Annotated in this window: 20 protein-coding genes; 15 read left to right on the plus strand and 5 right to left on the minus strand. The window is 65.7% G+C overall.

Translation table 11 applies throughout. The annotated features are described in order from the left end of the window. Positions 1-132: 132 nt before the first annotated feature. The 5 genes from thrS to AB0N75_RS07310 all read left to right on the plus strand — a co-directional run bounded on the left by thrS (position 133) and on the right by AB0N75_RS07310 (position 6,114). A complete protein-coding gene (gene thrS, locus AB0N75_RS07290; RefSeq protein WP_364647252.1) occupies positions 133-2,145 on the plus strand; it encodes a threonine--tRNA ligase in 2,013 nt (670 codons plus the stop codon). Between the two features lie 26 nt (positions 2,146-2,171). Then, a complete protein-coding gene (locus AB0N75_RS07295) occupies positions 2,172-2,729 on the plus strand; it encodes an HIT domain-containing protein (RefSeq protein WP_127512778.1) in 558 nt (185 codons plus the stop codon). A 7-nt stretch (positions 2,730-2,736) separates the two neighbouring features. Then, entirely contained in the window at positions 2,737-3,348 is a 612-nt protein-coding gene (gene pgsA, locus AB0N75_RS07300) for a phosphatidylinositol phosphate synthase (protein WP_364647255.1), read from the plus strand. Positions 3,349-3,512: 164 nt separating this feature from the next. Continuing rightward, the gene (pdxS, locus tag AB0N75_RS07305) at positions 3,513-4,427 is read left to right on the plus strand and encodes a pyridoxal 5'-phosphate synthase lyase subunit PdxS (protein ID WP_127512691.1); all 915 of its coding nucleotides are present in this window, start codon (positions 3,513-3,515) and stop codon (positions 4,425-4,427) included. A 322-nt stretch (positions 4,428-4,749) separates the two neighbouring features. Further along, the gene (locus AB0N75_RS07310; protein ID WP_364647259.1) at positions 4,750-6,114 is read left to right on the plus strand and encodes a hypothetical protein; all 1,365 of its coding nucleotides are present in this window, start codon (positions 4,750-4,752) and stop codon (positions 6,112-6,114) included. Positions 6,115-6,317: 203 nt separating this feature from the next. On the opposite strand, the gene AB0N75_RS07315 is transcribed toward AB0N75_RS07310, so the two are convergent. The 3 genes from AB0N75_RS07315 to AB0N75_RS07325 form a co-directional block, all read right to left on the minus strand. Continuing rightward, entirely contained in the window at positions 6,318-6,650 is a 333-nt protein-coding gene (locus tag AB0N75_RS07315; protein WP_364647262.1) for an SHOCT domain-containing protein, read from the minus strand. Between the two features lie 13 nt (positions 6,651-6,663). Then, positions 6,664-7,113, minus strand: coding sequence for a DUF6325 family protein (locus AB0N75_RS07320; protein WP_364647265.1), 450 nt, complete (start codon positions 7,111-7,113; stop codon positions 6,664-6,666). 193 nt (positions 7,114-7,306) lie between these two features. Next, positions 7,307-7,756, minus strand: coding sequence for a hypothetical protein (locus AB0N75_RS07325; RefSeq protein ID WP_364647268.1), 450 nt, complete (start codon positions 7,754-7,756; stop codon positions 7,307-7,309). A gap of 189 nt (positions 7,757-7,945) precedes the next feature. On the opposite strand from AB0N75_RS07325, the gene AB0N75_RS07330 reads away from it, so the two are divergent. Then, positions 7,946-9,346 (plus strand): MFS transporter, encoded by a 1,401-nt coding sequence (locus AB0N75_RS07330; protein WP_364647271.1) that lies wholly within the window; start codon positions 7,946-7,948, stop codon positions 9,344-9,346. Between the two features lie 140 nt (positions 9,347-9,486). Further along, positions 9,487-10,860 carry a CapA family protein gene (locus AB0N75_RS07335; RefSeq protein WP_364647274.1) on the plus strand — a complete coding sequence of 458 codons (1,374 nt, stop codon included), beginning with the start codon at positions 9,487-9,489 and terminating at the stop codon, positions 10,858-10,860. A gap of 62 nt (positions 10,861-10,922) precedes the next feature. Here the strand turns inward: AB0N75_RS07335 and AB0N75_RS07340 are convergent, their stop codons facing one another. Next, positions 10,923-11,645 carry a glutamine amidotransferase gene (locus AB0N75_RS07340; protein ID WP_364647277.1) on the minus strand — a complete coding sequence of 241 codons (723 nt, stop codon included), beginning with the start codon at positions 11,643-11,645 and terminating at the stop codon, positions 10,923-10,925. Then, positions 11,645-12,955 carry a MurT ligase domain-containing protein gene (locus tag AB0N75_RS07345; RefSeq protein ID WP_364647280.1) on the minus strand — a complete coding sequence of 437 codons (1,311 nt, stop codon included), beginning with the start codon at positions 12,953-12,955 and terminating at the stop codon, positions 11,645-11,647. The genes AB0N75_RS07340 and AB0N75_RS07345 overlap by 1 nt, the downstream gene beginning before the upstream one ends. A 155-nt stretch (positions 12,956-13,110) precedes the next feature. On the opposite strand from AB0N75_RS07345, the gene pdxT reads away from it, so the two are divergent. From pdxT to secF, 8 genes are all read left to right on the plus strand, one after another. Beyond that, positions 13,111-13,785 carry a pyridoxal 5'-phosphate synthase glutaminase subunit PdxT gene (gene pdxT / locus AB0N75_RS07350; protein ID WP_364647880.1) on the plus strand — a complete coding sequence of 225 codons (675 nt, stop codon included), beginning with the start codon at positions 13,111-13,113 and terminating at the stop codon, positions 13,783-13,785. 2 nt (positions 13,786-13,787) lie between these two features. Then, a complete protein-coding gene (locus AB0N75_RS07355) occupies positions 13,788-14,543 on the plus strand; it encodes a YebC/PmpR family DNA-binding transcriptional regulator (protein ID WP_364647283.1) in 756 nt (251 codons plus the stop codon). Positions 14,544-14,569: 26 nt separating this feature from the next. Further along, complete coding sequence (gene ruvC / locus AB0N75_RS07360) at positions 14,570-15,130, plus strand: crossover junction endodeoxyribonuclease RuvC (RefSeq protein ID WP_364647286.1); 561 nt, start codon at positions 14,570-14,572, stop codon at positions 15,128-15,130. Between the two features lie 169 nt (positions 15,131-15,299). After that, on the plus strand, positions 15,300-15,935 hold the full coding sequence (gene ruvA / locus AB0N75_RS07365; protein WP_364647289.1) for a Holliday junction branch migration protein RuvA: 636 nt from the start codon (positions 15,300-15,302) through the stop codon (positions 15,933-15,935). Positions 15,936-15,963: 28 nt separating this feature from the next. Further along, a complete protein-coding gene (gene ruvB, locus AB0N75_RS07370) occupies positions 15,964-17,022 on the plus strand; it encodes a Holliday junction branch migration DNA helicase RuvB (RefSeq protein WP_364647883.1) in 1,059 nt (352 codons plus the stop codon). A gap of 140 nt (positions 17,023-17,162) precedes the next feature. Next, a complete protein-coding gene (yajC, locus tag AB0N75_RS07375) occupies positions 17,163-17,609 on the plus strand; it encodes a preprotein translocase subunit YajC (RefSeq protein ID WP_364647292.1) in 447 nt (148 codons plus the stop codon). Positions 17,610-17,721: 112 nt separating this feature from the next. Next, entirely contained in the window at positions 17,722-19,449 is a 1,728-nt protein-coding gene (gene secD, locus AB0N75_RS07380; protein WP_364647295.1) for a protein translocase subunit SecD, read from the plus strand. Then, on the plus strand, positions 19,449-20,441 hold the full coding sequence (gene secF, locus AB0N75_RS07385) for a protein translocase subunit SecF (protein WP_364647298.1): 993 nt from the start codon (positions 19,449-19,451) through the stop codon (positions 20,439-20,441). The genes secD and secF overlap by 1 nt, the downstream gene beginning before the upstream one ends. Positions 20,442-20,536 lie beyond the last annotated feature (95 nt).

The following is a 20,536-nucleotide window of genomic DNA, read 5'->3' on the forward strand; positions in this document are numbered from 1 at the left end:
GCGGTGGTCAGGCCGGATCCGGCCGCGCCGATGTTGGTCCGGCAACTCGTCAGCGGATACGATCGTAGAGGCTTGCAGCGCCCACGTATGTCGCTGCAGTAACGGCCGCAGCCAAACAATTAGGAGACCTCTGTGTCAGCGCCCCAGAACATCACCCTCATCGTCGACGGCGAAGAGAACCAGGTGACCGAGGGCACGACGGGAGCCAACCTTTACGGCACCCGGCGGGAGGTCGTCGTGGCACGCGTGAATGGCGAGCTGAAGGACTTGGACCAGCCCATCCCGGCCGGCGCCAAGGTGGAAGCCGTGACCATCGATTCGGCCGACGGTTTGAACGTGCTGCGCCATTCCACCGCGCACGTGATGGCCCAGGCCGTGCAGCAGCTGCGCAAAGACTCCAAGCTTGGCATCGGTCCGTACATCACCGACGGCTTCTACTTCGATTTCGACGTCGATGAGCCCTTCACGCCGGAGGACCTGAAGCAGCTGGAAAAGATGATGCTCAAGATCGTCAACTCCAACCAGCGCTTCGTCCGCCGCAATGTCTCCGAGACCGAGGCGTTGGCCGAGATGGCCGGGGAACCGTACAAGGAAGAGCTGATCGGGCTTAAGGGCCACTCCGACGAGGCCGGCGAGGGAGCCAGCATCGAAGTTGGGGCCGGCGAACTGACCATCTATGACAACGTGGACGCCAAAAGCGGCGAAGTGGTCTGGAAGGACCTCTGCCGCGGCCCGCACCTGCCGAACACCAAGCTGATCTCCAACGCCTACGCGTTGACCCGTTCGGCGGCCGCATACTGGCGCGGCAACGAGAAGAACAAGCAGCTGCAGCGCATCTACGGCACCGCCTGGCCCACCAAGGACGACCTGAAGGCCTACCAGGAGCGGCTGGCGGAGGCCGAGCGCCGCGACCACCGCCGGCTGGGCGCCGAGCTGGACCTGTTCTCTTTCCCGGACGAGCTGGGTTCCGGCCTGCCCGTTTTCCACCCCAAGGGCGGCACCGTCCGCAAGGCGATGGAAGACTACTCGCGGCAGCGGCACACCGAAGCCGGCTACGAATTCGTCTACACCCCGCACATCACCAAGAGCAATCTGTACGAGGTCTCCGGCCACCTGGATTGGTACCGGGACGGCATGTTCCCCCCGATGCACGTGGACGAGACCCGGGACCCGGAGACCGGAGAGGTCGTCAAGCCCGGCCAGGACTACTACCTGAAGCCGATGAACTGCCCCATGCACAACCTGATCTTCCGCTCCCGCGGACGGTCCTACCGCGAACTGCCGCTGCGGCTGTTCGAGTTCGGTTTGGTCTATCGGTACGAGAAGTCCGGCGTGGTGCACGGGCTGACCCGGGTGCGCGGCATGACCCAGGACGACGCCCACATCTACTGCACCCGCGAGCAGATGAAGGACGAGCTGACCACCACGCTGAACTTCGTGCTGGACCTGCTCAAGGACTACGGGCTGGACGATTTCTTCCTGGAGCTTTCCACCAAGGATCCCGAAAAGTTTGTCGGCTCGGACGAGGTCTGGGACGAAGCCACCCGCACGCTGGCCGAGGTGGCCGAAGCGTCCGGCCTGGAACTGGTGCCGGATCCGGGCGGAGCAGCCTTCTACGGTCCGAAGATCTCGGTGCAGGCGCGGGACGCCATCGGCCGGACCTGGCAGATGTCCACTATCCAGCTGGACTTCAACCTGCCGGAACGCTTCGAGCTGGAGTACCAGGCCGCGGACGGCTCCCGGCAGCGGCCGGTGATGATCCACCGCGCGCTGTTCGGCTCGGTGGAGCGGTTTATGGGCCTGCTGATTGAGCACTACGCCGGCGCGTTCCCGGCTTGGCTCGCTCCGGTACAAGTTGTCGGCATTCCGGTGGCGGAGACCTTCAACGACTACATGCTGGAGATTGTGGCCAAGCTGCGGGCGCAGGGCATCCGCGCGGAGGCCGATCTGGGGTCCGACCGCTTCCCGAAGAAGATCCGCACCGCCAGCAAGGACAAAGTACCCTTCGTGCTGATCGCCGGCGGCGAGGATGCTGAGGCCGGAGCCGTCTCCTTCCGCTTCCGCGACGGCAGCCAGGACAACGGCATCCCGGTGGACGAGGCAGTGTCCCGGATTGTGCAGGCTGTCGCCAGGCGCGGCAACTGACGATGGCCGGGACGACCAGCGAAGCCATGATGGGCCGGGCGGATGACGAGGCAACGGACAGCTTCGAGCTGCCCGGCGTCCCGGATGCCTTCCAGCGGCTCTGGACGCCGCACCGGATGGCCTACGTCAAGGGCGGCCAGGGGCAGTTCAAGAACAAGGACGAGTGCCCGTTCTGCGTGGCGCCGGCCCGGCCGGACGAGGAATCGCTGATCGTCCACCGCGGCGAAACCGCCTATGTGGTGCTGAACCTGTTTCCATACAACCCCGGCCACCTGCTGGTCTGCCCGTACCGCCATGTGCCCGACTACACGGACATCACCCCGGAAGAAACCGCGGAGTTCGCCGAGCTGACCCAGACGGCCATGCGCGTGTTGCGGAAGGTGGCGAACCCCAGCGGCTTCAACCTGGGCATGAACCAAGGCGAAGCCGGGGGGGCGGGCGTCGCGGCGCACCTGCACCAGCATGTGGTGCCGCGGTGGGGCGGCGACGGGAATTTCTTTCCGATCATCGCGCAGACCAAGGCGATCACCCAGACCCTGGACGAGGTCCGCAAGCAGGTAGCCGACGCCTGGCCCGCACGGTAACGCGGCGATGCTCAACAAATACGCGCGCGGATTCTTCGGCAAGCTCTTCACCCCGCTGGCCCGCATCCTGATCCGGATGGGTGTCTCGCCGGACGCCGTCACGATCATCGGCACGCTCGGGGTCTGTGTAGGGGCGCTGGTTTTCTACCCGCTGGGTGAGCTGTTCTGGGGCACAGTTTTTATCACCGCGTTCGTTTTCTCCGACATGGTGGACGGACTGATGGCCCGCATGCTGGAGCGGAGCAGTCGCTGGGGGAACTTCCTGGACTCCACCCTCGACCGGTTGGCCGACGGCGCGGTCTTCGCCGGCGTGGCCATCTGGTTCTTTACCGGGGGAGAAAATCCGGCCATCGCCGTGTTCGCGCTCGTGTGCCTGTTGCTGGGCTCGCTGGTCTCCTACGCCCGGGCCAAGGCCGAGTCGCTTGGCTGCACGGCCGCCGTCGGGTTTGCCGAACGGTCCGAGCGACTGGTTGCCGTCCTGGTCTTCACCGGCCTGACCGGTTTGGGCCTGCCGGAAATCGTCCTGCTGGTGGTCCTGGTGCTGCTGGCCGCCGCCAGCCTGGTGACCGTGATCCAGCGGATCATGACCGTCTACCGCCAGACCCGGCTGGCGGCCTGACCGGCGGGCCGCCGCTCTGCAGGATGACGGCGGGAGGCGGGACTGCGACGCGAGGCGGGCCGCCGCCGTCGGGCGTTTTTGAAGGTTACGTCACCGGTGAGCCGGTTCACGGGCCCCGACGTATGATGAGATGTACGATTTCGACCGACTCCTAGGGGCTTTTAGTGTCCAGCAGTGAAGCAACGTCAACTCACGCCCCCGTGACCGGCAGCAGCCGGGTAAAGCGGGGAATGGCCGAGATGTTGAAGGGCGGCGTCATCATGGACGTCGTAACGCCCGATCAGGCCCGCATCGCCGAAGACGCCGGTGCCGTGGCCGTGATGGCTCTTGAGCGTGTTCCGGCGGATATCCGCGCGCAGGGCGGAGTGTCCCGGATGAGCGATCCGGACATGGTGGACGGCATCATCGAAGCCGTCTCGATCCCGGTGATGGCCAAGGCCCGCATCGGCCACTTCGTCGAGGCACAGGTGCTGCAGTCGCTCGGCGTCGACTACATCGACGAGTCCGAGGTGCTGACCCCGGCCGACTACACCAACCACATCGACAAGTGGAACTTCACCGTTCCGTTCGTCTGCGGTGCCACCAACCTGGGCGAGGCGCTGCGCCGGATCAACGAAGGCGCCGCGATGATCCGTTCCAAGGGCGAAGCAGGCACCGGCGACGTCTCCAACGCCACGGGCCACATGCGCCAGATCCGGTCCGAGATCAAGCGCCTGTCCGCGATGCCCGAAGACGAACTGTACGTGGCGGCCAAGGAACTGCAGGCCCCGTACGAACTGGTCAAGGAGATTGCGCAGACCGGCAAGCTGCCGGTGGTGCTGTTCACCGCGGGCGGCATCGCCACCCCGGCCGACGCCGCCATGATGATGCAACTGGGCGCCGACGGCGTATTCGTCGGTTCCGGCATCTTCAAGTCCGGCAACCCGGCCGAGCGCGCCGCCGCGATCGTTAAGGCCACCACGTTCCACGACGACCCGGACGTCATCGCCAAGGTCTCCCGCGGCCTGGGCGAAGCAATGGTCGGCATCAACGTGGACGAAATCCCGCAGCCGCACCGCCTCGCCGAGCGCGGCTGGTAAGAACTAACGACGGCGAACGCCCGGTCCCGCACGAAGGTGCGGGACCGGGCGTTTGGCGTTAGAGGCCCTCGGCGCGCCCTGGATAGGGTCGCCGGGCAGAGGCGAGCTCTCGCCAAGCGTTCGGTGATCGTTTCATCGGCGCACGTTTCCCGCAGGGACCACCTGAGGGACGCGGCAAATGCTTTTCGGAGCGAATTTGGTTCACTATTTCATCCTTGCCAGATGATGAGCACGCAGGTGTCCCGGCGGGAGACTGAAGTCACGGATGAATCCTGAGGCGATAGTGCCCGCCTGACGACAGCGCGCCTGAACGGAGCCAGCGATGACGGATCCAGGAATGACCGATGCCGAGGAGCTACGACGGCTGCGGGCCCGGGTGGCCGAGCTTGAGGCCGAACGTGTCCGTGCGCCGGGCGGCGCGCACGCCCCTGCCGAGGAACGGCATCGTTGGAGATCAATCGGCTCAGCGGTGCTGCTCACGCTGGCATGTGTGCTCGCTCCGATCTCGGTGGTGGGGGTATGGGCGGGCAGCGTGGTGTCCGACACCGACAGATATGTTGAAACCGTTAGTCCGCTGATCAACGACCCGTCTGTGCAGGCGGACCTGACCGACGCCGTCACCGAGGTCATCTTTACCCACGTGGATCTGGAGGCCGTCACCGACGAAGCGTTCAACGCGGTGTCAAACCTGGGGCTGCCTCCGCGGGCCCAAGCAGCGCTGACAGCCCTGCAACAGCCAATGATCTCCGGGATCGAAAATTTCGTACACAGTCGTGTTCAGCAAACGATCAGCAGCCCGCAATTCGATACCGTCTGGGACCGCTCAAATGAAATCGCTCACCAGAACCTGGTGAAGTTGCTGGAAGGCAACCAGGGCGGAGCCATCAGCGCCCAGAATGACACGATCTCGGTCAATCTCGGGCCGATCATTGCGCAGGTGAAGGAGCGGCTCGTGGCCGAAGGGTTCGGCCTGGCGCAGAACATCCCCAACGTGAACACCTCCTACGAGCTGGTGCAGTCGGACGCCGTCACCCAAGCACAGAGCGCTTACCGGGTATTGAACGCTCTCAGCATCTGGCTGCCGATCATCTTCGGCATCCTGTTCGTCGCGGGAGTGTTGGCGGCGCGTCACCGCGCCCGGGCCGTGATGTGGGGTGCGCTCGGCGTCGTGGCGGCGATGCTTGCACTGGGGATTGCCCTGGCGGTGGCCCGCATCGCTTACCTTCAGGCGCTGCCGGGCGTGGTGCTGTCGCGGGATTCGGCGGGGCTGGTCTACGACACCCTGGTGCGCTTCCTGCGTGACTCACTGCGCCTCACTGCGGTGATTGCGTTGGTGGTGGCCATAGCCGCGTACTTCACCGGCACCTCCGCCTCCGCTGTCCGGGCGCGTGCCTCAGCGTCTCGGGGGATCGCCCGGCTGCGCGGATCGGCGGAGTCGGCGGGCATGCGCACCGGCGGGGTGGGCAACTGGATTTACCGGTACAAGCGGCTGCTCTGGATCGCCACGGTCATTGTCGGCGGCCTGGTGCTCGTCTTCTGGTCAGAGCCCACGATCGGCGTGGTCATCACGATAGCGATCATCGTGGTGGTCGTGATCGCGATCATCGAGTTCATCGGGACTCCGCCAGCGGGGTCGATGGCCTCTCCGGAGGCTTCCGCCGAAGTACCGGTTCCGCCGAACCCCTGACCTTTCTCATCGGCCCGCTGATCGGCCGAGCGTAGCCGGCTCGAGGCTTTGGGGACCTCAACAGAACTGGCGCCACACGTCGTCGTGCCCTGCCGGAGCCCCACGTCCTCGTGCCCTGCCGACGGAGCCACACGTCGTCGTGCCCTGCCGACCGGAGTCAGCAGGGCACGCTTTTTGGCGATGAGCGGGTCAGCCCGCTCGTTTCAGCCGGCCAGGATCTTCGCCTTTTGCGCCTCGAATTCCGCCTCGGACAGCAGTCCCTGCGCTTTGAGATCGCCCAAAGCCTTGAGCCGCTCCAATGGATCGGCGGCCGGCGCCGCTGCTTGCGCGGAGGCTGTCTCATACTGTGGCTGCACGTACGCCTGTTGTGGCTGCGCGTACTGCTGTTGTTGCTGTTGCTCATATTGCTGGTGCTCATACTGCTGCTGCTCTTGGGCATCCCAGCGCGCCTGTTGGCGGCGCTGTACACGACCGCTCACAGCCGTCGCTGTCCCGGCGACCACTGCCGTGCGAGCCACTCCTCGTAACAGTCCCATGTCTGCGTCCTCCTCAGACCGTCGAATCGGATTCCAACGCGTCCAGCGCGGCCGTCACGTCCTCGGCGGGAATGCGCGCACTCGCGATGACGTCTCCGCCGGCGTCGCGTGCGGCGGTAATGAAAGGAATCGCCCACAGATTCTCGTAGACGATGAGCGCCGCGACGGTACCAGGTTCCATCGCAGACGCTGCTTCGGCGATTTCATCGTCGCCCAAAAGGCCCGAACGAACCGAGGCAAGCGACGCGAATCCTTCCAAGCCCTCGGTAACGTCTTCTGTCAGTTCGACGCCTGAGCTGGAACCGTCCGCGTCTTTCCTAATGATCAGGAGGTCGTAGACCCAGACCACCTTCCGATTAATCAGGTCCATCAGGGCCGCGACGGTGGCGCCGCTGCCCGTCTTGTCCACTGGAAACTCGATCAACACGAAGTCGATGGGGCCGTGCACTTCTCTTGTTGCCACGAACATCACCCTTGCAATCTGATTGGCCAACCGGGACCTGGCCAGAGTAGTTTTCCCTGCGCGGCCGGGGCATCACCCCGGCCGAATGATCTTGGCCCGGCGGTTGAGGAGGCCCTCTGCCGACCCCTGGACTCCTCCGATAGTCGGGCGTCGTCCAACGAACCCACCCGCGCTCGATACCAAACCAGCGGCTTCAGGACTGGGTGGCGTACCGCAGGTCCCGGGGATGAGCCATGACCGCCCAGATGATGACCACGTCGAGGACGATGATGATGGCGCCCCACAACGGGTAATACGGGAGCCACATGAAATTCAGGATCGCGCTGAGCGACGCCAGCACTACCGCCAGAATCCGAGCCCACATGGCGCCCCGGAACAAGAAAATCCCACCGAGCACCAAGAGCACCCCTCCGAGCAGGTGGATCCAGCCCCACGAGGTCAGGTCGAACCTGTAAATGTACTCCTCACCGGCCACGTAGAACTGATCGTTGAACAGTGCCACCAATGCCTGAACTATGTGAAAGGCCCCAGCCACGATCATGATGATCCCAGCGAAGAGGATCGTCCCCGCGGCCCCAACGTTGTAATCCGGGTCGACGGATCGCCCCGGACCGGTGGTCCGCCCAGCTGTATCGCTTGCCATGGTGGTCCTCCCTCAAGCGGTGCACCGGTGGCGACTCGGTTATGTCACCGGACACCCGGCCCACCCTCAGCAAGTCTTCACCGGCCCCGGCTGAGTTTCCTCATCCTTTCTGGGTGATCCTGATGGCACCCGTGCGCCGTACTTTGGGGCCTAGCGGCGGAATTTTTCAAGCGATGACGGGACATGGACATGACTGAGCCGACTGCTCGAACCCGGACGCGGGGAGTGTTGCTCCCCCTTGCACTCGCGCAATTCATCTGCAGCTTCGCCGGCTCGAACATGAACGTGATGATCAACGACATGAGCAAGGATCTTGACACCACTGTGCAGGGCATCCAAGTCGCGATCACGATCTTCCTGCTGGTCATGGCCGCGTTAATGATTCCCGGTGGCAAACTCACCGACCGCTACGGCCGCAAGCGGCTGTTCCTGCTCGGGCTCATGGTGTACGGCGTCGGCGCACTGATCAGTGCGATCGCGCCAGGGCTCCCCGTGCTGATCCTGGGCAACTCCATCCTTGAGGGCATCGGCACCGCGCTCTTGATCCCGCCGGTCTACATCCTGACCACCATGCTGTTCCACGATCTGGGCTCCCGTGCCAAGGCATTCGGCGCGATCAGCGCCATGGGCGGCATCGGATCCGCGGCCGGCCCTTTGATCGGTGGCCTGATCACGTCCGCCATCAGTTGGCGCGCCGCGTTTGTCTTCCAAGCCCTCATCATTGTGGTGATCGTGCTGCTCAGCCGGAGCATCGAGGATCCGCTTCCGCCGGATCCGACCCGCGAGTTCGACGTGCGGGGCGCAGTTCTCTCTGCCGGAGGCCTCATCCTGATCGTCATGGGGATCCTGGCCGCGGACAACAGCCTCTTACTGATGCTCACCCTGCTCGGTGCCGGCGTGCTGGTGCTGGTGGGATTCTTCGTGTCGGTGCGGGCAAAGGAGCGCTCTGGAAAGGAACCACTGCTGTCGCTCAGCCTGTTCCGCAACCGGACGTCGAACCTTGGGCTGATCACGCAGAACGCGCAGTGGCTGATGCTGCTGGGGTTCTCCTTTGTGGTCGCCAGTTTCCTGCAGGTGGTACGGGGCTACAACGCCATCGAGACGGGCGTGATTTTCACCGCCGCAACGATCGGCCTGTTGGCGTCGTCGTTGGCTGCCGGACCGCTGTCGAAGAAGTTCGCCCAGCGGACACTCATCGTTGCCGGCTTCGCACTCACGGCCGCCGGCATGTTGCTTGGACTATGGATCGTGCAGGGCACGCAGGTCGCCTGGGCATTTGCGCCCGGATTGCTGCTCACGGGCCTGGGCGTCGGCCTGATGCTCACCCCCTCGGTGAACGTGGTGCAGTCGAGTTTTCCGGAGTCAAAGCAGGGCGAGATCTCTGGACTGTCCCGCAGCGTCTCCAACCTCGGCTCCTCTCTCGGCACAGCGATCGCGGGCACCATACTCGTAGCCGGCATCGCGTCCACTCCCGGCGCGAACTACGCGCTTTCGACGATTGTTCTGGTGGTTGTGGGCGTCATTGGCCTCGTCGCTGCGCTGTTCATTCCCCGCAAGATTCCGGCGCCGGTCGAAGAACCGGCGAGCTGACCCCGATCTCCATGTACTGAAATGACGCGCATCTCGGCAGGTCTTCGCCCGTCCGGCGGGGAGTCGCGTAACCCGGCAGGTCAGCGCCAGTCCGGCCGTGCCGCCGTGTTCGAGGCCAAGGGCCGGATTACACTGGCGGCATGATCGGAGGGGAGGCACGGGGGCGCGGCCCGGACCAGGGATGGGTGCGGGCCACGATCCCGCTGGCCAAGAAGCTGGCTGCCCTGATGGTCGCGGCCCTGCTCATGGCCGGCTGTACCGGCGGGCCGAGCGGCGCAGACTCGGATCACGGCCGTCCGGAGGGAACCGAATCCGCAGCCGAGTCCGCCGGGCCGGACGCGTTGACCGGCACGGAAGACCGCGGCACAGAGGGGAGCGGCGCCGCGGGGGAGGCACCGCCGTCGTCCTCCACCACGGGCCCCGTCCCGGAGGTGACGGCCGGCGCGGGTCCGGACTGTCCCGGAAAGCGCTGCGCCACCGTGGCGATGACCGGGGACCTGCTGCTGCATGAAGCGCTCTGGGAGCAGGCGGCCGCAGATGCCCGGCGGACGGGCAAGCGGGGCCTGGACTTCGAACCTATTCTGGCCGCCCAGCAGCGATACCTGGACACCGCCGACCTTGCGATCTGCCAGTTGGAAACGCCGCTGGCGGAAGAAGGCGGCCCGTATTCCGGCTATCCGGTGTTCAATGCACCGCCGCAGATCCTCGATGCCGCGACCGCAGTGGGCTACGACGCCTGCACCACCGCGAGCAACCACACGTTCGACTACGGCAGCGCCGGTCTGGAACGGACCCTGGCCTCGCTCGACGCCCGCGGCCTGGCGCACACCGGGTCCTACCGCAGTGAAGCCGAGTCCGGCGACGTGCTGATCCTGGACACTCCGGCCGCGCGTGTAGCCGTCATTACCGGCGCGTTCTCGCTGAACGGATTGGTGCCGGACGCACCGTGGCAGGTGGACATGCTGGATCCGCAGGTGATGATCGCCAAGGCCAAACAGGCCCGGGCGGACGGCGCGGAGATCGTGCTGGGCGCCATCCATGCCGGGGACGAATACACGGACTACGCCAACCCGCACCAGCAGCAGATGGCCCATGCTTTGGCCGACAGCGGCGAATTCTCGCTGATTTACGGACACCACAGCCACTCGGTTCAGCCGATGGAACGCTACAACGGCAGCTGGATTGTCTACGGGCTGGGCAACACCATCGCAGCCCACGCAACGCCCAACATCCTCAACACCGAGGGGCTGATGGTCCGCGCGCAATTTGCGCAGCATGACGACGGCGGATCCTGGGAGGTAGCGCGGCTTGACTGGCTGCCGGCCACGTTCGCCGGTCCAGAGCATCGCTGGTGCCCGGTCTCGGCCGATGCCTTGGAGGCAGCTGCAGAGTCGGGGGAGTGGTGCGTCTCCGAAGCGGCGGATGCGGACAGCCGGGACCGGACCAAGGCGACCATCGAGTCGATGGGTGCCGCCGGCGACGTCGCCCGTGAATGGCTGCTGGGCGACGAGTGAGGACTTGAACGCAGGCTGAGCGTCCCGTTATCGACTGGGTGCAACGATCCCGGCCATGAGCCTTAGCGGGGCCGCGCCGCCGCGTCGGTCCGGGCCTCTGCCTCATGTGGAATGTCCAGCTGCACATCGTTGAAGCTGCCGTAACGCCGTTCTGCCGCGTGCCGGATCAGATAGTCGGCCACGGCCGGGTTCTTCGGCAGCAGAGATCCGTGCAGGTAGGTGGCAATGACGTTGTGGTAGCGGGCGCCCTCGGTTCCGTCCGTGCCGTTGTTGCCGTCGCCCTTGGTCACCCGGCCGAACGGCTGGACCTCGGCACCCAGTGTGGTCAGGCCGCTGTGGTTCTCGTAGCCGATGATGGTGCCGAATTCGTCGCTTTCCAGCACCGTGTTGCCGATCAGCCGGGTGGGTCCGCCAACGGTTTCGGCATCCAGCAGCCCGATGCCGGTGATCACCTCGCCGGTGTGGGTGGTGAACCGGTGGCCGAACAGTTGGTAGAGGCCGCACACTGCCAGCATGGGCAGGCCGTCGTCGGCCAGTTCGCGGAGCCTGCCGCCCTGGGCCAGCAGATCTGACTGGATCTTGTCCTGGCCTGAGTCCTGGCCGCCGCCGCCCACCAGCAGGTCAACCTGCTCGGGAAACGTGTCGCCGGGGTTGTACTCATGCAGCCGCACGTCATAACCGCGCAGCGCCAGCCGCTTGCGCAGGACCAGGACGTTGCCCCAGTCGCCGTAAATGTTCATGTCCCGCGGGTACAGCTGGAGCAGGTCGATCACGGGTGCGTCCATCAGGAGACCACTTCCACTTCGGTCAGTTTGCTCAGCTCGCGCCGCAGCGCCAGCATGGCGGTGTAGGTGCAGTAGATGCGCTTGGGCGTATCGGGATCGTCGGCGATAAACCGGTGCAGCGATGCATTCAGGTCCGTGCCAAAGCGTCCCACGGGAACGTCCTCGTAGAAGAGGCGCAGTCCCATGTCCTGGGCCCGGACACCGCTGACCTCGGCCACGCCGGTCTCGCGCAGCGAATCGAAGTCCACGTCCCAGAGCCAGGACATGTCCCGGCCATCGGCGTAGTTGTCGTTGATCGCTATCATGGTCCGGGTGCCCGCGGCCGGGAACGACTTCAGCGCGAGCCGGAAGCCGGCCGGGTTCTTCACCAGAACCAGATCCAGCGGCTGGCCGTTGACGGTGAGTGACTCGCCGCGCCCGAATGCCGGCGTGACGTTCTCCAGCGACGCCAGCAGCGCCGGTTCGTCCACGGCGGGACCGAGCACGGTGCGCGCCAGCACCAGCGCCGCGGCGGCGTTGAACACGTTGTAGACCCCGGTCAGTTTCAGTTCCACCTCGATCCCGCGTCCGTCCACCTGGAAGGTGGCGGCGGAACCTTCGCAGGCGGAAAGCACGACGTCGGCGCGCGGCCCCTCGGGCTGGCCTTCACCGGTTACGGCGGCCTCGGCCCCGGGAACGACGGCGGCTACGGCGTTCCGCATCTCGTCGTCGTGCGGGAACATGTGGCGCAGTTGCGGGGCCAGGCCGAAGTACTCGACCCGGGGCGCGGCCACGGCGGTGGCCAGGGCCAGAATGCGCGGATCTTCGCGGTTGAGCACCACGGCGTCGGTGGTGGCTGCGGCGATCTGGCGGAGGAAACCCGCCGTTGTCTCAATCTCGCCAAAACGGTCCAGCTGGTCCCGCATGACGTTGAGCAGCAGGCTGTAGCGCGGCCGAACCAGTTTGACGAAGTGCACGGCGTGGGCTTCGTCCAGTTCCAGCACCGCGATGTCCGCATCCAGCCGGCCGCGGGCGTCCGAATCGCCCAATACCGAAGCCACTACTCCGCGGGTGAAGTTGCTGCCGGTGCGGTTGGTGAACACCTTGAGGCCCTGGCCCTGCAGCAGTTCCACCACCATTTTGGTGGTGGTGGTCTTGCCGTTCGTCCCGCTGATCACGACGACGCCGCGTGGCAGCTTGCCGAGGGTGCGGGGCAGGAACTGCGGATCGATTTTCTCGGCCACCAGGCCGGGCAGCGCGGAGCCGCCGCCGCGGAGCCTGGCTACCGCCTTCACGGCCTTTCCGGCAACGGTCGCAAGGAGGTGTCGCATGAGTAGAGACTATACAAGCCGACGGCACCGCCCCGCCGTCGTCCACGATGGGTTGTGGCGTGCCGCACAGCAGCGGCCGGCGCGGTTTAACACCGCAGGACCGGTTGGTATTACTGTTTTTCCGTACGGCCGCCACGCGCGCGGCCCGATACCGAATCCGAGGAATCTTCACCGTGGTCACGATTGGTGTGCTCGCCCTGCAGGGCGATGTCCGCGAACACATATCCGCCCTGGAACACAGCGGCGCCGCAGCGATGCCGGTGCGCCGGCCGGGCGAACTGGATGCCGTGGACGGGCTGGTCATACCCGGCGGGGAATCCACAACGATCGACAAGCTCACCCGGATTTTCGAGTTGGCCGATCCGCTGAAGAAGCGGATCGAGGCGGGGATGCCCGTCTACGGCTCCTGCGCGGGCATGATCATGCTGGCCCAGGAGATCGCGGATCCCGCCACCGACCTCAAGGGCGAGCCCCAGCAGACCCTCGGCGGCCTCGACATTACGGTGCGGAGGAACGCCTTCGGCCGGCAGCGTGAGTCGTTTGAAACGGATCTGGACTTCCGCGGGCTGGAGTTCAGCGCACCGTCCCCGGACCAGGATCCGGCGCCCGTGCACGCCGTTTTCATCCGTGCGCCCTGGGTGGAACGGGTGGGCGACGGCGTGGAGGTCCTGGCCACCGTGGAACCCGCGTCCCACGGGACTTTGCACGGGACAGCTAGAATTGTGGCAGTGCGTTCGCGGCATTTGCTGGCGACTTCTTTCCACCCGGAAGTGACGGGGGAGCGCCGCATCCACGAACTATTCATCCGCATCGTCAGAGGAGAGGCCTAAGCATGTCCGGACACTCTAAGTGGGCGACCACCAAGCACAAGAAGGCCGTGATCGACGCCCGGCGCGCCAAGTCGTTCGCGAAGCTGATCAAGAACATTGAGGTAGCGGCCCGCGCCGGCGGCGCCGATATGTCCGGAAACCCCGGGCTGGAACTGGCCGTCCAGAAGGCCAAGAAGACTTCGGTGCCCAACGACAACATCGACCGCGCCATCAAGCGCGGCGCCGGCCTCACCGGCGAAACCATCGACTACACCGAAATCATCTACGAAGCCCGCGGACCGCAGGGCTCCGCCGTGCTGATCGAGTGCCTGACCGACAACAAGAACCGCGCCGCCTCCGAGGTGCGCCTGGCTATCACCCGTAACGGCGGCACCGTGGCTGACCCCGGTTCGGTCTCCTACATGTTCGCCCGCAAGGGTGTGGTGTCCCTGCCCAAGAACGAGCTCACCGAGGACGACCTGCTGATGGCCGTGCTGGACGCCGGCGCCGAGGAAGTCAAGGAACAAGGCGAGAACTTCGAGGTCCACTCCGACCCGACCGACCTGCGCGCCGTGGTGGCAGGCCTGGAAGAAGCCGGCATCGAGTACGAAACGGATGAAATCGAGTTCGTCTCCTCCATGGCCGTGGAGCTCGACGCCGATGCCGCGCGGAAGTTCCTGAAGCTGGTCGACGCCCTGGAGGACCTGGACGACGTGCAGAACGTCTACTCCAACGCCGACATCAGCCAGGACGTTCTCGCCGAACTCGAGAACGACTGACCTCGGTCAGAGCGTCGGCGACCGCCTTGCGCGTACTGGGCGTGGACCCCGGCCTGACCCGGTGCGGCCTGGGCGTGGTCGACGTCGAGCCGAACCGCCGCTCCACCCTGGTGGAAGTGGGCGTCGTCGGGACCACTCCGGACATGCCGCTGGAACTGCGCCTGCTGAAGATTGCCGAGACCATCGACGAATGGCTTGATGCCCACGCCCCGGACGTGCTCGCCGTCGAACGCGTCTTCAGCCAGACCAATGTCAGTACGGTGATGGGTACGGCGCAGGCGTCCGGTGTGGTCATGACCGCAGCAGCGCGGCGGGGGATTGCCGTCGCGTTGCACACACCCACCGAGGTGAAGGCCGCGGTCACCGGCAACGGGCAAGCGGACAAGGCGGCCGTGACGAAAATGGTGACCCGGATCCTTCGGCTGGACACTCCGCCGCGTCCGGCCGATGCCGCCGATGCGCTGGCGTTGGCGATCACGCACGCGTGGCGCGGCGGCGCAGCGAAGCCGGCCGCGGGCGGCGGCATGACGGCCGCCCAGAGGCTCTGGGCGGAAGCCGAAGCAAAGGCCAAGCGCAACCGCCGCTGAGCCGACCGGTGCGGCCCGGCGCGAAGGCTGCCAAGGGGCGTGGCGGTTGCCGGTAATGTCGGCGCCGCCCCGTAAGCTATTCGTAAATATGTTCGGACAATCCCTCCCGTGCCCGGGTCCGGGAAGCGGGCTCCGGACAGCAGCCAGTGCCGGAAGTGGGAGTTGGATCATGATTAGCTCGTTGCGCGGCGTCGTCGCCCAGGTGGGGTTGAACTCGGCCGTGATCGACGTCAATGGATTCGGCATGCTCGTCCAGGCGACGCCGCAGACCCTTGGCACGCTGTTCGTCGGCAGGGAAGCCCGGTTGGCCACCACCATGATTGTGCGCGAAGACTCCATGACGCTGTACGGGTTCGAGGACGCCGCGCAGCGGGAAGTCTTCGAGACCCTCATCTCGGTCAGCGGCGTTGGCCCGCGGCTGGGCCTGGCGGCGCTGTCGGTGCACTCGCCCGAAGCCCTGCGGATTGCCGCCGCGGACGGCGACAACAAGGCGTTCAGCAAGGTGCCCGGCATCGGGCCGAAGCTCGCCGGCAGGATCGTGCTGGAACTGGCCGGCAAGCTGGTGCCGACCGGCGAAGTGGCTCCGCAGCAGGCTGCCGGCTGGAAGGGCCAGGTGCAGCAGGCGCTCTCCGGCCTGGGCTGGTCGGACAAGGACGCCGCGGCGGCCGTGGACACCACCGCCGAGGAGAATCCGGAGGCAGCCGCCGCCGGCCAGGTGGGCGACCTGTTGCGGCTGACGCTGCGGCGGCTCGGGCAGGACGGTGCCCGGACCGGCTCGGCGCGGCGCCCTGCGGGAGTGAAGTAGCGTGCTCGAGGACGCCGGGGAGAACAGGTTGGTCTCCACCGCCTCGGAGGCCGAAGAGCGGGCCGTCGAATCGGCGCTGCGGCCCAAGAACCTGGATGATTTCGTGGGCCAGGCGAGAGTCCGGCAGCAGTTGTCGCTGGTGCTGGAAGCGTCCCGGATCCGCGAGCGGACGGCCGACCATGTCCTGCTGTCCGGTCCGCCCGGGCTGGGCAAGACCACGCTGGCGATGATCATCGCTGCGGAAATGAACGCGCCGCTCCGGATCAGTTCCGGTCCGGCGATCCAGCACGCCGGCGACCTGGCGGCGATCCTGTCCTCGTTGACCGAAGGGGAAATCCTCTTCCTCGACGAGATCCACCGGATGTCGCGTCCGGCGGAGGAAATGCTGTACATGGCCATGGAAGACTTCCGGGTGGACATCGTGGTGGGCAAGGGCGCCGGCGCCACAGCCATCCCGCTTGATCTGCCCCCGTTCACGCTGGTCGGAGCCACCACCCGGGCCGGGCTGCTCCCAGGTCCGCTGCGCGACCGGTTCGGGTTCACCGGGCACCTGGAGTTCTACGCGGTCGAAGAGCTGGAACTGGTGCTCCGCCGCTCGGCGATGCTGTTGGACCTGAAGGTGAGCTCAGCAGGGTTCTCGGAGATTGCCGGCCGCTCCCGCGGCACGCCCCGCATCGCCAACCGTCTGCTCCGCCGGGTCCGGGACTGGGCATTGGTGCACAAGATCGACGAAATCGATTCCCGGGCGGCAGCGGCTGCGCTGGACATGTACGAGGTCGACGAGCGAGGCCTGGACCGGCTGGACCGTTCGGTGCTGACCGCGCTGATCACCAAGTTCGGTGGCGGACCGGTCGGCCTGTCCACGCTGGCCATTGCTGTCGGTGAGGAGACCGAGACGGTAGAGACAGTGGCCGAACCCTACTTGGTCCGGGAAGGGTTGCTGGGCCGGACGCCGCGCGGGCGGATCGCCACTGCTGCCGCCTGGCGGCATCTGGGGCTGGCGGTGCCGGATCATCTGGCCGCGGGACAGTCCGGGGACCTGCTCGCGGAACTGCTGGAACCGGACACGGATTTCGCCGATAACTGAAGTGGCCGTGTAAGCGCGGTCACCGCGTAGAATGGTAGGAACGTGCGGAGTGCGCCGTTCCGTGAGGAACACGGCAGGCTGCGTATACGGTCCGGAATCTCCTGCCGGTCCGCCCCAGACTTCTAGGACGGAAATTTCCTGTGTTCGTAAATCTCTTCGCTGCTACCAATACCCAGCAGCAGTCCGGCGGTGGCATCGATGTGATGACCATCGGCCTGTTCGCTGTTTTCGCGCTGCTGATCTTCTTCATGTTCCGCAAGCAGAAGAAGGTCCAGGCCCAGATGCGCGAAAAGACTGAGCGTCTCAAGGAACAGATGGTTCCCGGCACCGAGGTGATGACCCAGTTCGGTCTCTTCGGCACCGTCGTTTCCGTCGACGCCGACAACAACAAGGTGGTCCTCGAACTGTCTCCGGGCAACACCGCCACGGTGCACACGCAGGCGGTAAACGAAGTGGTGACGCCGGAGACCCCCGAGGTCCCGGACGATGCCTCTTCGCTGACCGCTGAGCAGGCCGACCGGCCGGAGGAAACCGCCGAGGAGACCCTGAAGCGCCTCAACGAAGAGCAGAACAAAGACACCAAGTAGGCCAGCGACGGCTTAGCCGCATCGGCGTGCAGTGGCGGGGCATGCCCCCGCCACTTCGCCGTGTACCGGCCGGTTTCGCCGGCCGCCTGAGTCGATGAGAGAAAGATCTTCCATGGCACGATCCGGTTCCACCAGCATTGCTCGGCGGACACTTATTTGGCTCGGTGTGCTGCTTGCCGCCGGTACCGTCATCCTCGGCAGCGGTGTCTTCACCAACCAAGCGAGCTGGGCGCCTAAGTTGGCGCTCGACCTTGAGGGCGGCACGCAGATGATCCTGGCCCCGAAGGTCCAGGGCTCCGGGGGCGAGATCACCGGCGAGCAACTGAACCAGGCCGTGGAGATCATCCGCCAGCGCGTTGACGGCTCCGGCGTGGCAGAAGCGGAAATCACCACACAGTCCGGGCGCAATGTGGTGGTCAGCCTGCCCGGTATTCCGGACCAGCGCACCCGTGAACTGATCCAGGCGTCCGCGGACATGGAGTTCCGGCCGGTCCTGACCTCTGCGTCGGGAGCGGCCGTTCCCGAAGCAGAGCGGACGCCGGTGAAGGATATTCCGAAGCCGACGGGCAAGCCGGAGAACTTCAGCGACCCGAATTGGATCACGCCCGAGCTCTATCAGGAATTCGAGGCGCTCGAGTGCCTTGACCCGGCCGCTGCGGCTGACGAAACCCAGCCTGCCGATCCGGCCAAGCCGATGGTGGCCTGTGAACCGGACACCGGGATGAAGTACATCCTCGGACCGGTGGAAGTGCCCGGCACCGATATTTCCGACTCCAGCTTCGGCCAGACCCGCGGCCAGCAGGGCCAGACCCTGAACCAGTGGGCAGTCAACATCGAGTTCAACGGCGAAGGCACCCAAACCTTCAAGGCCGTCACCGAGCGGCTGTTCGGACTCTCCGGAGCCCGGAACCAGTTCGCCATTGTGCTGGACGGCAAGGTCATCTCCGCGCCGACGACCAATGCCGTCATCCCGGACGGCAAACCGCAGATCACCGGCAACTTCACCGAAGAGTCCGCGCGCGGCCTTTCCGAACAGCTGAAGTACGGCGCGCTGCCGATCAGCTTCGAGATCCAAAGCGAGCAGCAGATTTCCGCCACGCTGGGCGCCGACCAGTTGCGGATGGGCCTGATCGCCGGTGTCATCGGTCTGGTGCTGGTCGCGGGCTATTCGCTCTTCCAGTACCGGGCGCTCGGCTTCGTCACGATAGCGTCGCTGGTGGTGGCGGGCCTCATCACGTATCTGGCGATCGCGATTTTAGGCTGGACGGAAAACTACCGGCTTTCGCTGGCCGGTGTGGCCGGCCTGATTGTGGCCATCGGCCAGACCGCCGACTCGTTCATCGTCTACTTCGAACGCATCCGCGATGAGTTGCGCGAAGGCCGCGGCCTGGTATCTGCGGTGGACAACGGCTGGAAGCGTGCCCGGCAGACTGTGTTGGCTTCCAAGGCAGTCAACCTGTTGGCCGCCGTCGTGCTGTACTTCGTGGCAGTGGGCAACGTGCGAGGTTTCGCCTTCACCCTGGGCCTGACCGCGGTGGCTGACCTTTTGGTGGTCTTCCTGTTCACCCATCCGACCATGGTGCTGCTGGCAAAGACCAAGTTCTTCGGCGAGGGCCATCGGTTCTCCGGCCTGGATCCGCGCTTGCTGGGCGCGGTGCCGTTGTACCGAGGGGCAGGGCGCGTGCGCCAGCCGGGCGAACGCACAGCACCGGTCCGTGCCAAGAACACCGCGGCAGCTGCCGAAGCGGGCCGCCGCCAGACCATCGCCGAACGCCGTGCGGCCGAGAAGCAGCAGGCGACCAGCGGCGCAGGCCGCGGCGCCAACAAGGAGAGCAACTAATGGCCAACTTTGCTAAGTGGGGTAACGACCTCTACACCGGCAAGCGCTCCTATGACTTTGTCGGCAAGTACAAGGTCTGGTTCGCCATCGCCATCGTCGGCATTCTCCTTTCCATCGTGGTGCCGTTCGTCAAGGGCGGCTTTAACCTGGGCATCGATTTCCGCGGCGGTTCCGAGTTCACGGTGTCCAACGTTCAGAACACCGACGCCGGACCGGGCGAAGCTGCCGTGGCCAAGGTCGCCTCGGAGTCCGATCCTCGGGTGACCAACATCGCGCCCGGCACCATGCGGATCCAGACCGAACGGCTGGACGATGACCAGACTCTGCAACTGCGCGATGAACTGGTTGGCGCCTACGGCGTGCAAGCCAACGAAGTGACCTCCTCGTACGTCGGTCCCACCTGGGGCGCAGACGTGACCCGGCAGGCGCTCTGGGGCCTGGTGGTGTTCGTTGTGCTGGCGGCCTTCATGATGGCGCTGTACTTCCGGACGTGGAAGATGTCCGTCTCCGCGCTCAGCGGGCTGGTGGTGGTGCTGGTCCTGACCGCCGGCATCTACTCGCTCAGCGACTTCGAGGTGACGCCCTCGGCGATTATCGGCTTCCTGACCATCTTGGGGTACTCGCTGTACGACACCGTGGTGGTCTTCGACAAGATCCGTGAGAACACGAAGGACTTGGACACGTCCACCCGGCGGACGTTCGCTGAGGAGGTCAACCTTGCGGTGAACCAGACCCTGGTCCGGTCCATCAACACCTCCGTGGTGGCCGTCCTGCCGGTTGCCGCCATTCTGTTCATCGGCGCGTTCGTTCTGGGCGCCGGAACGCTGAAGGACCTGTCGCTGGCGCTGTTCATCGGCATCATCATCGGCGCCGCCACCACCATCTTCATCGCTGCGCCGATGTATGCACGGATCCGGGTCAAAGAACCGGCGCTGGTCAAGCAGGCCAAGCGGGTCGAAGAACGACGCCGCAACGAGGCCGTCACCGTCTAACCCGGCTTCTGCGGCCATCGCCGCCCGGCACCGCTCCGGGTGCCGGGCAGTACCAGCGGGCATAGACTGGACGTTGCGGTACAACATTGAGTTGG

It is taken from the genome of Arthrobacter sp. NPDC089319 (assembly GCF_040684925.1).
GTDB lineage: Bacteria > Actinomycetota > Actinomycetes > Actinomycetales > Micrococcaceae > Crystallibacter.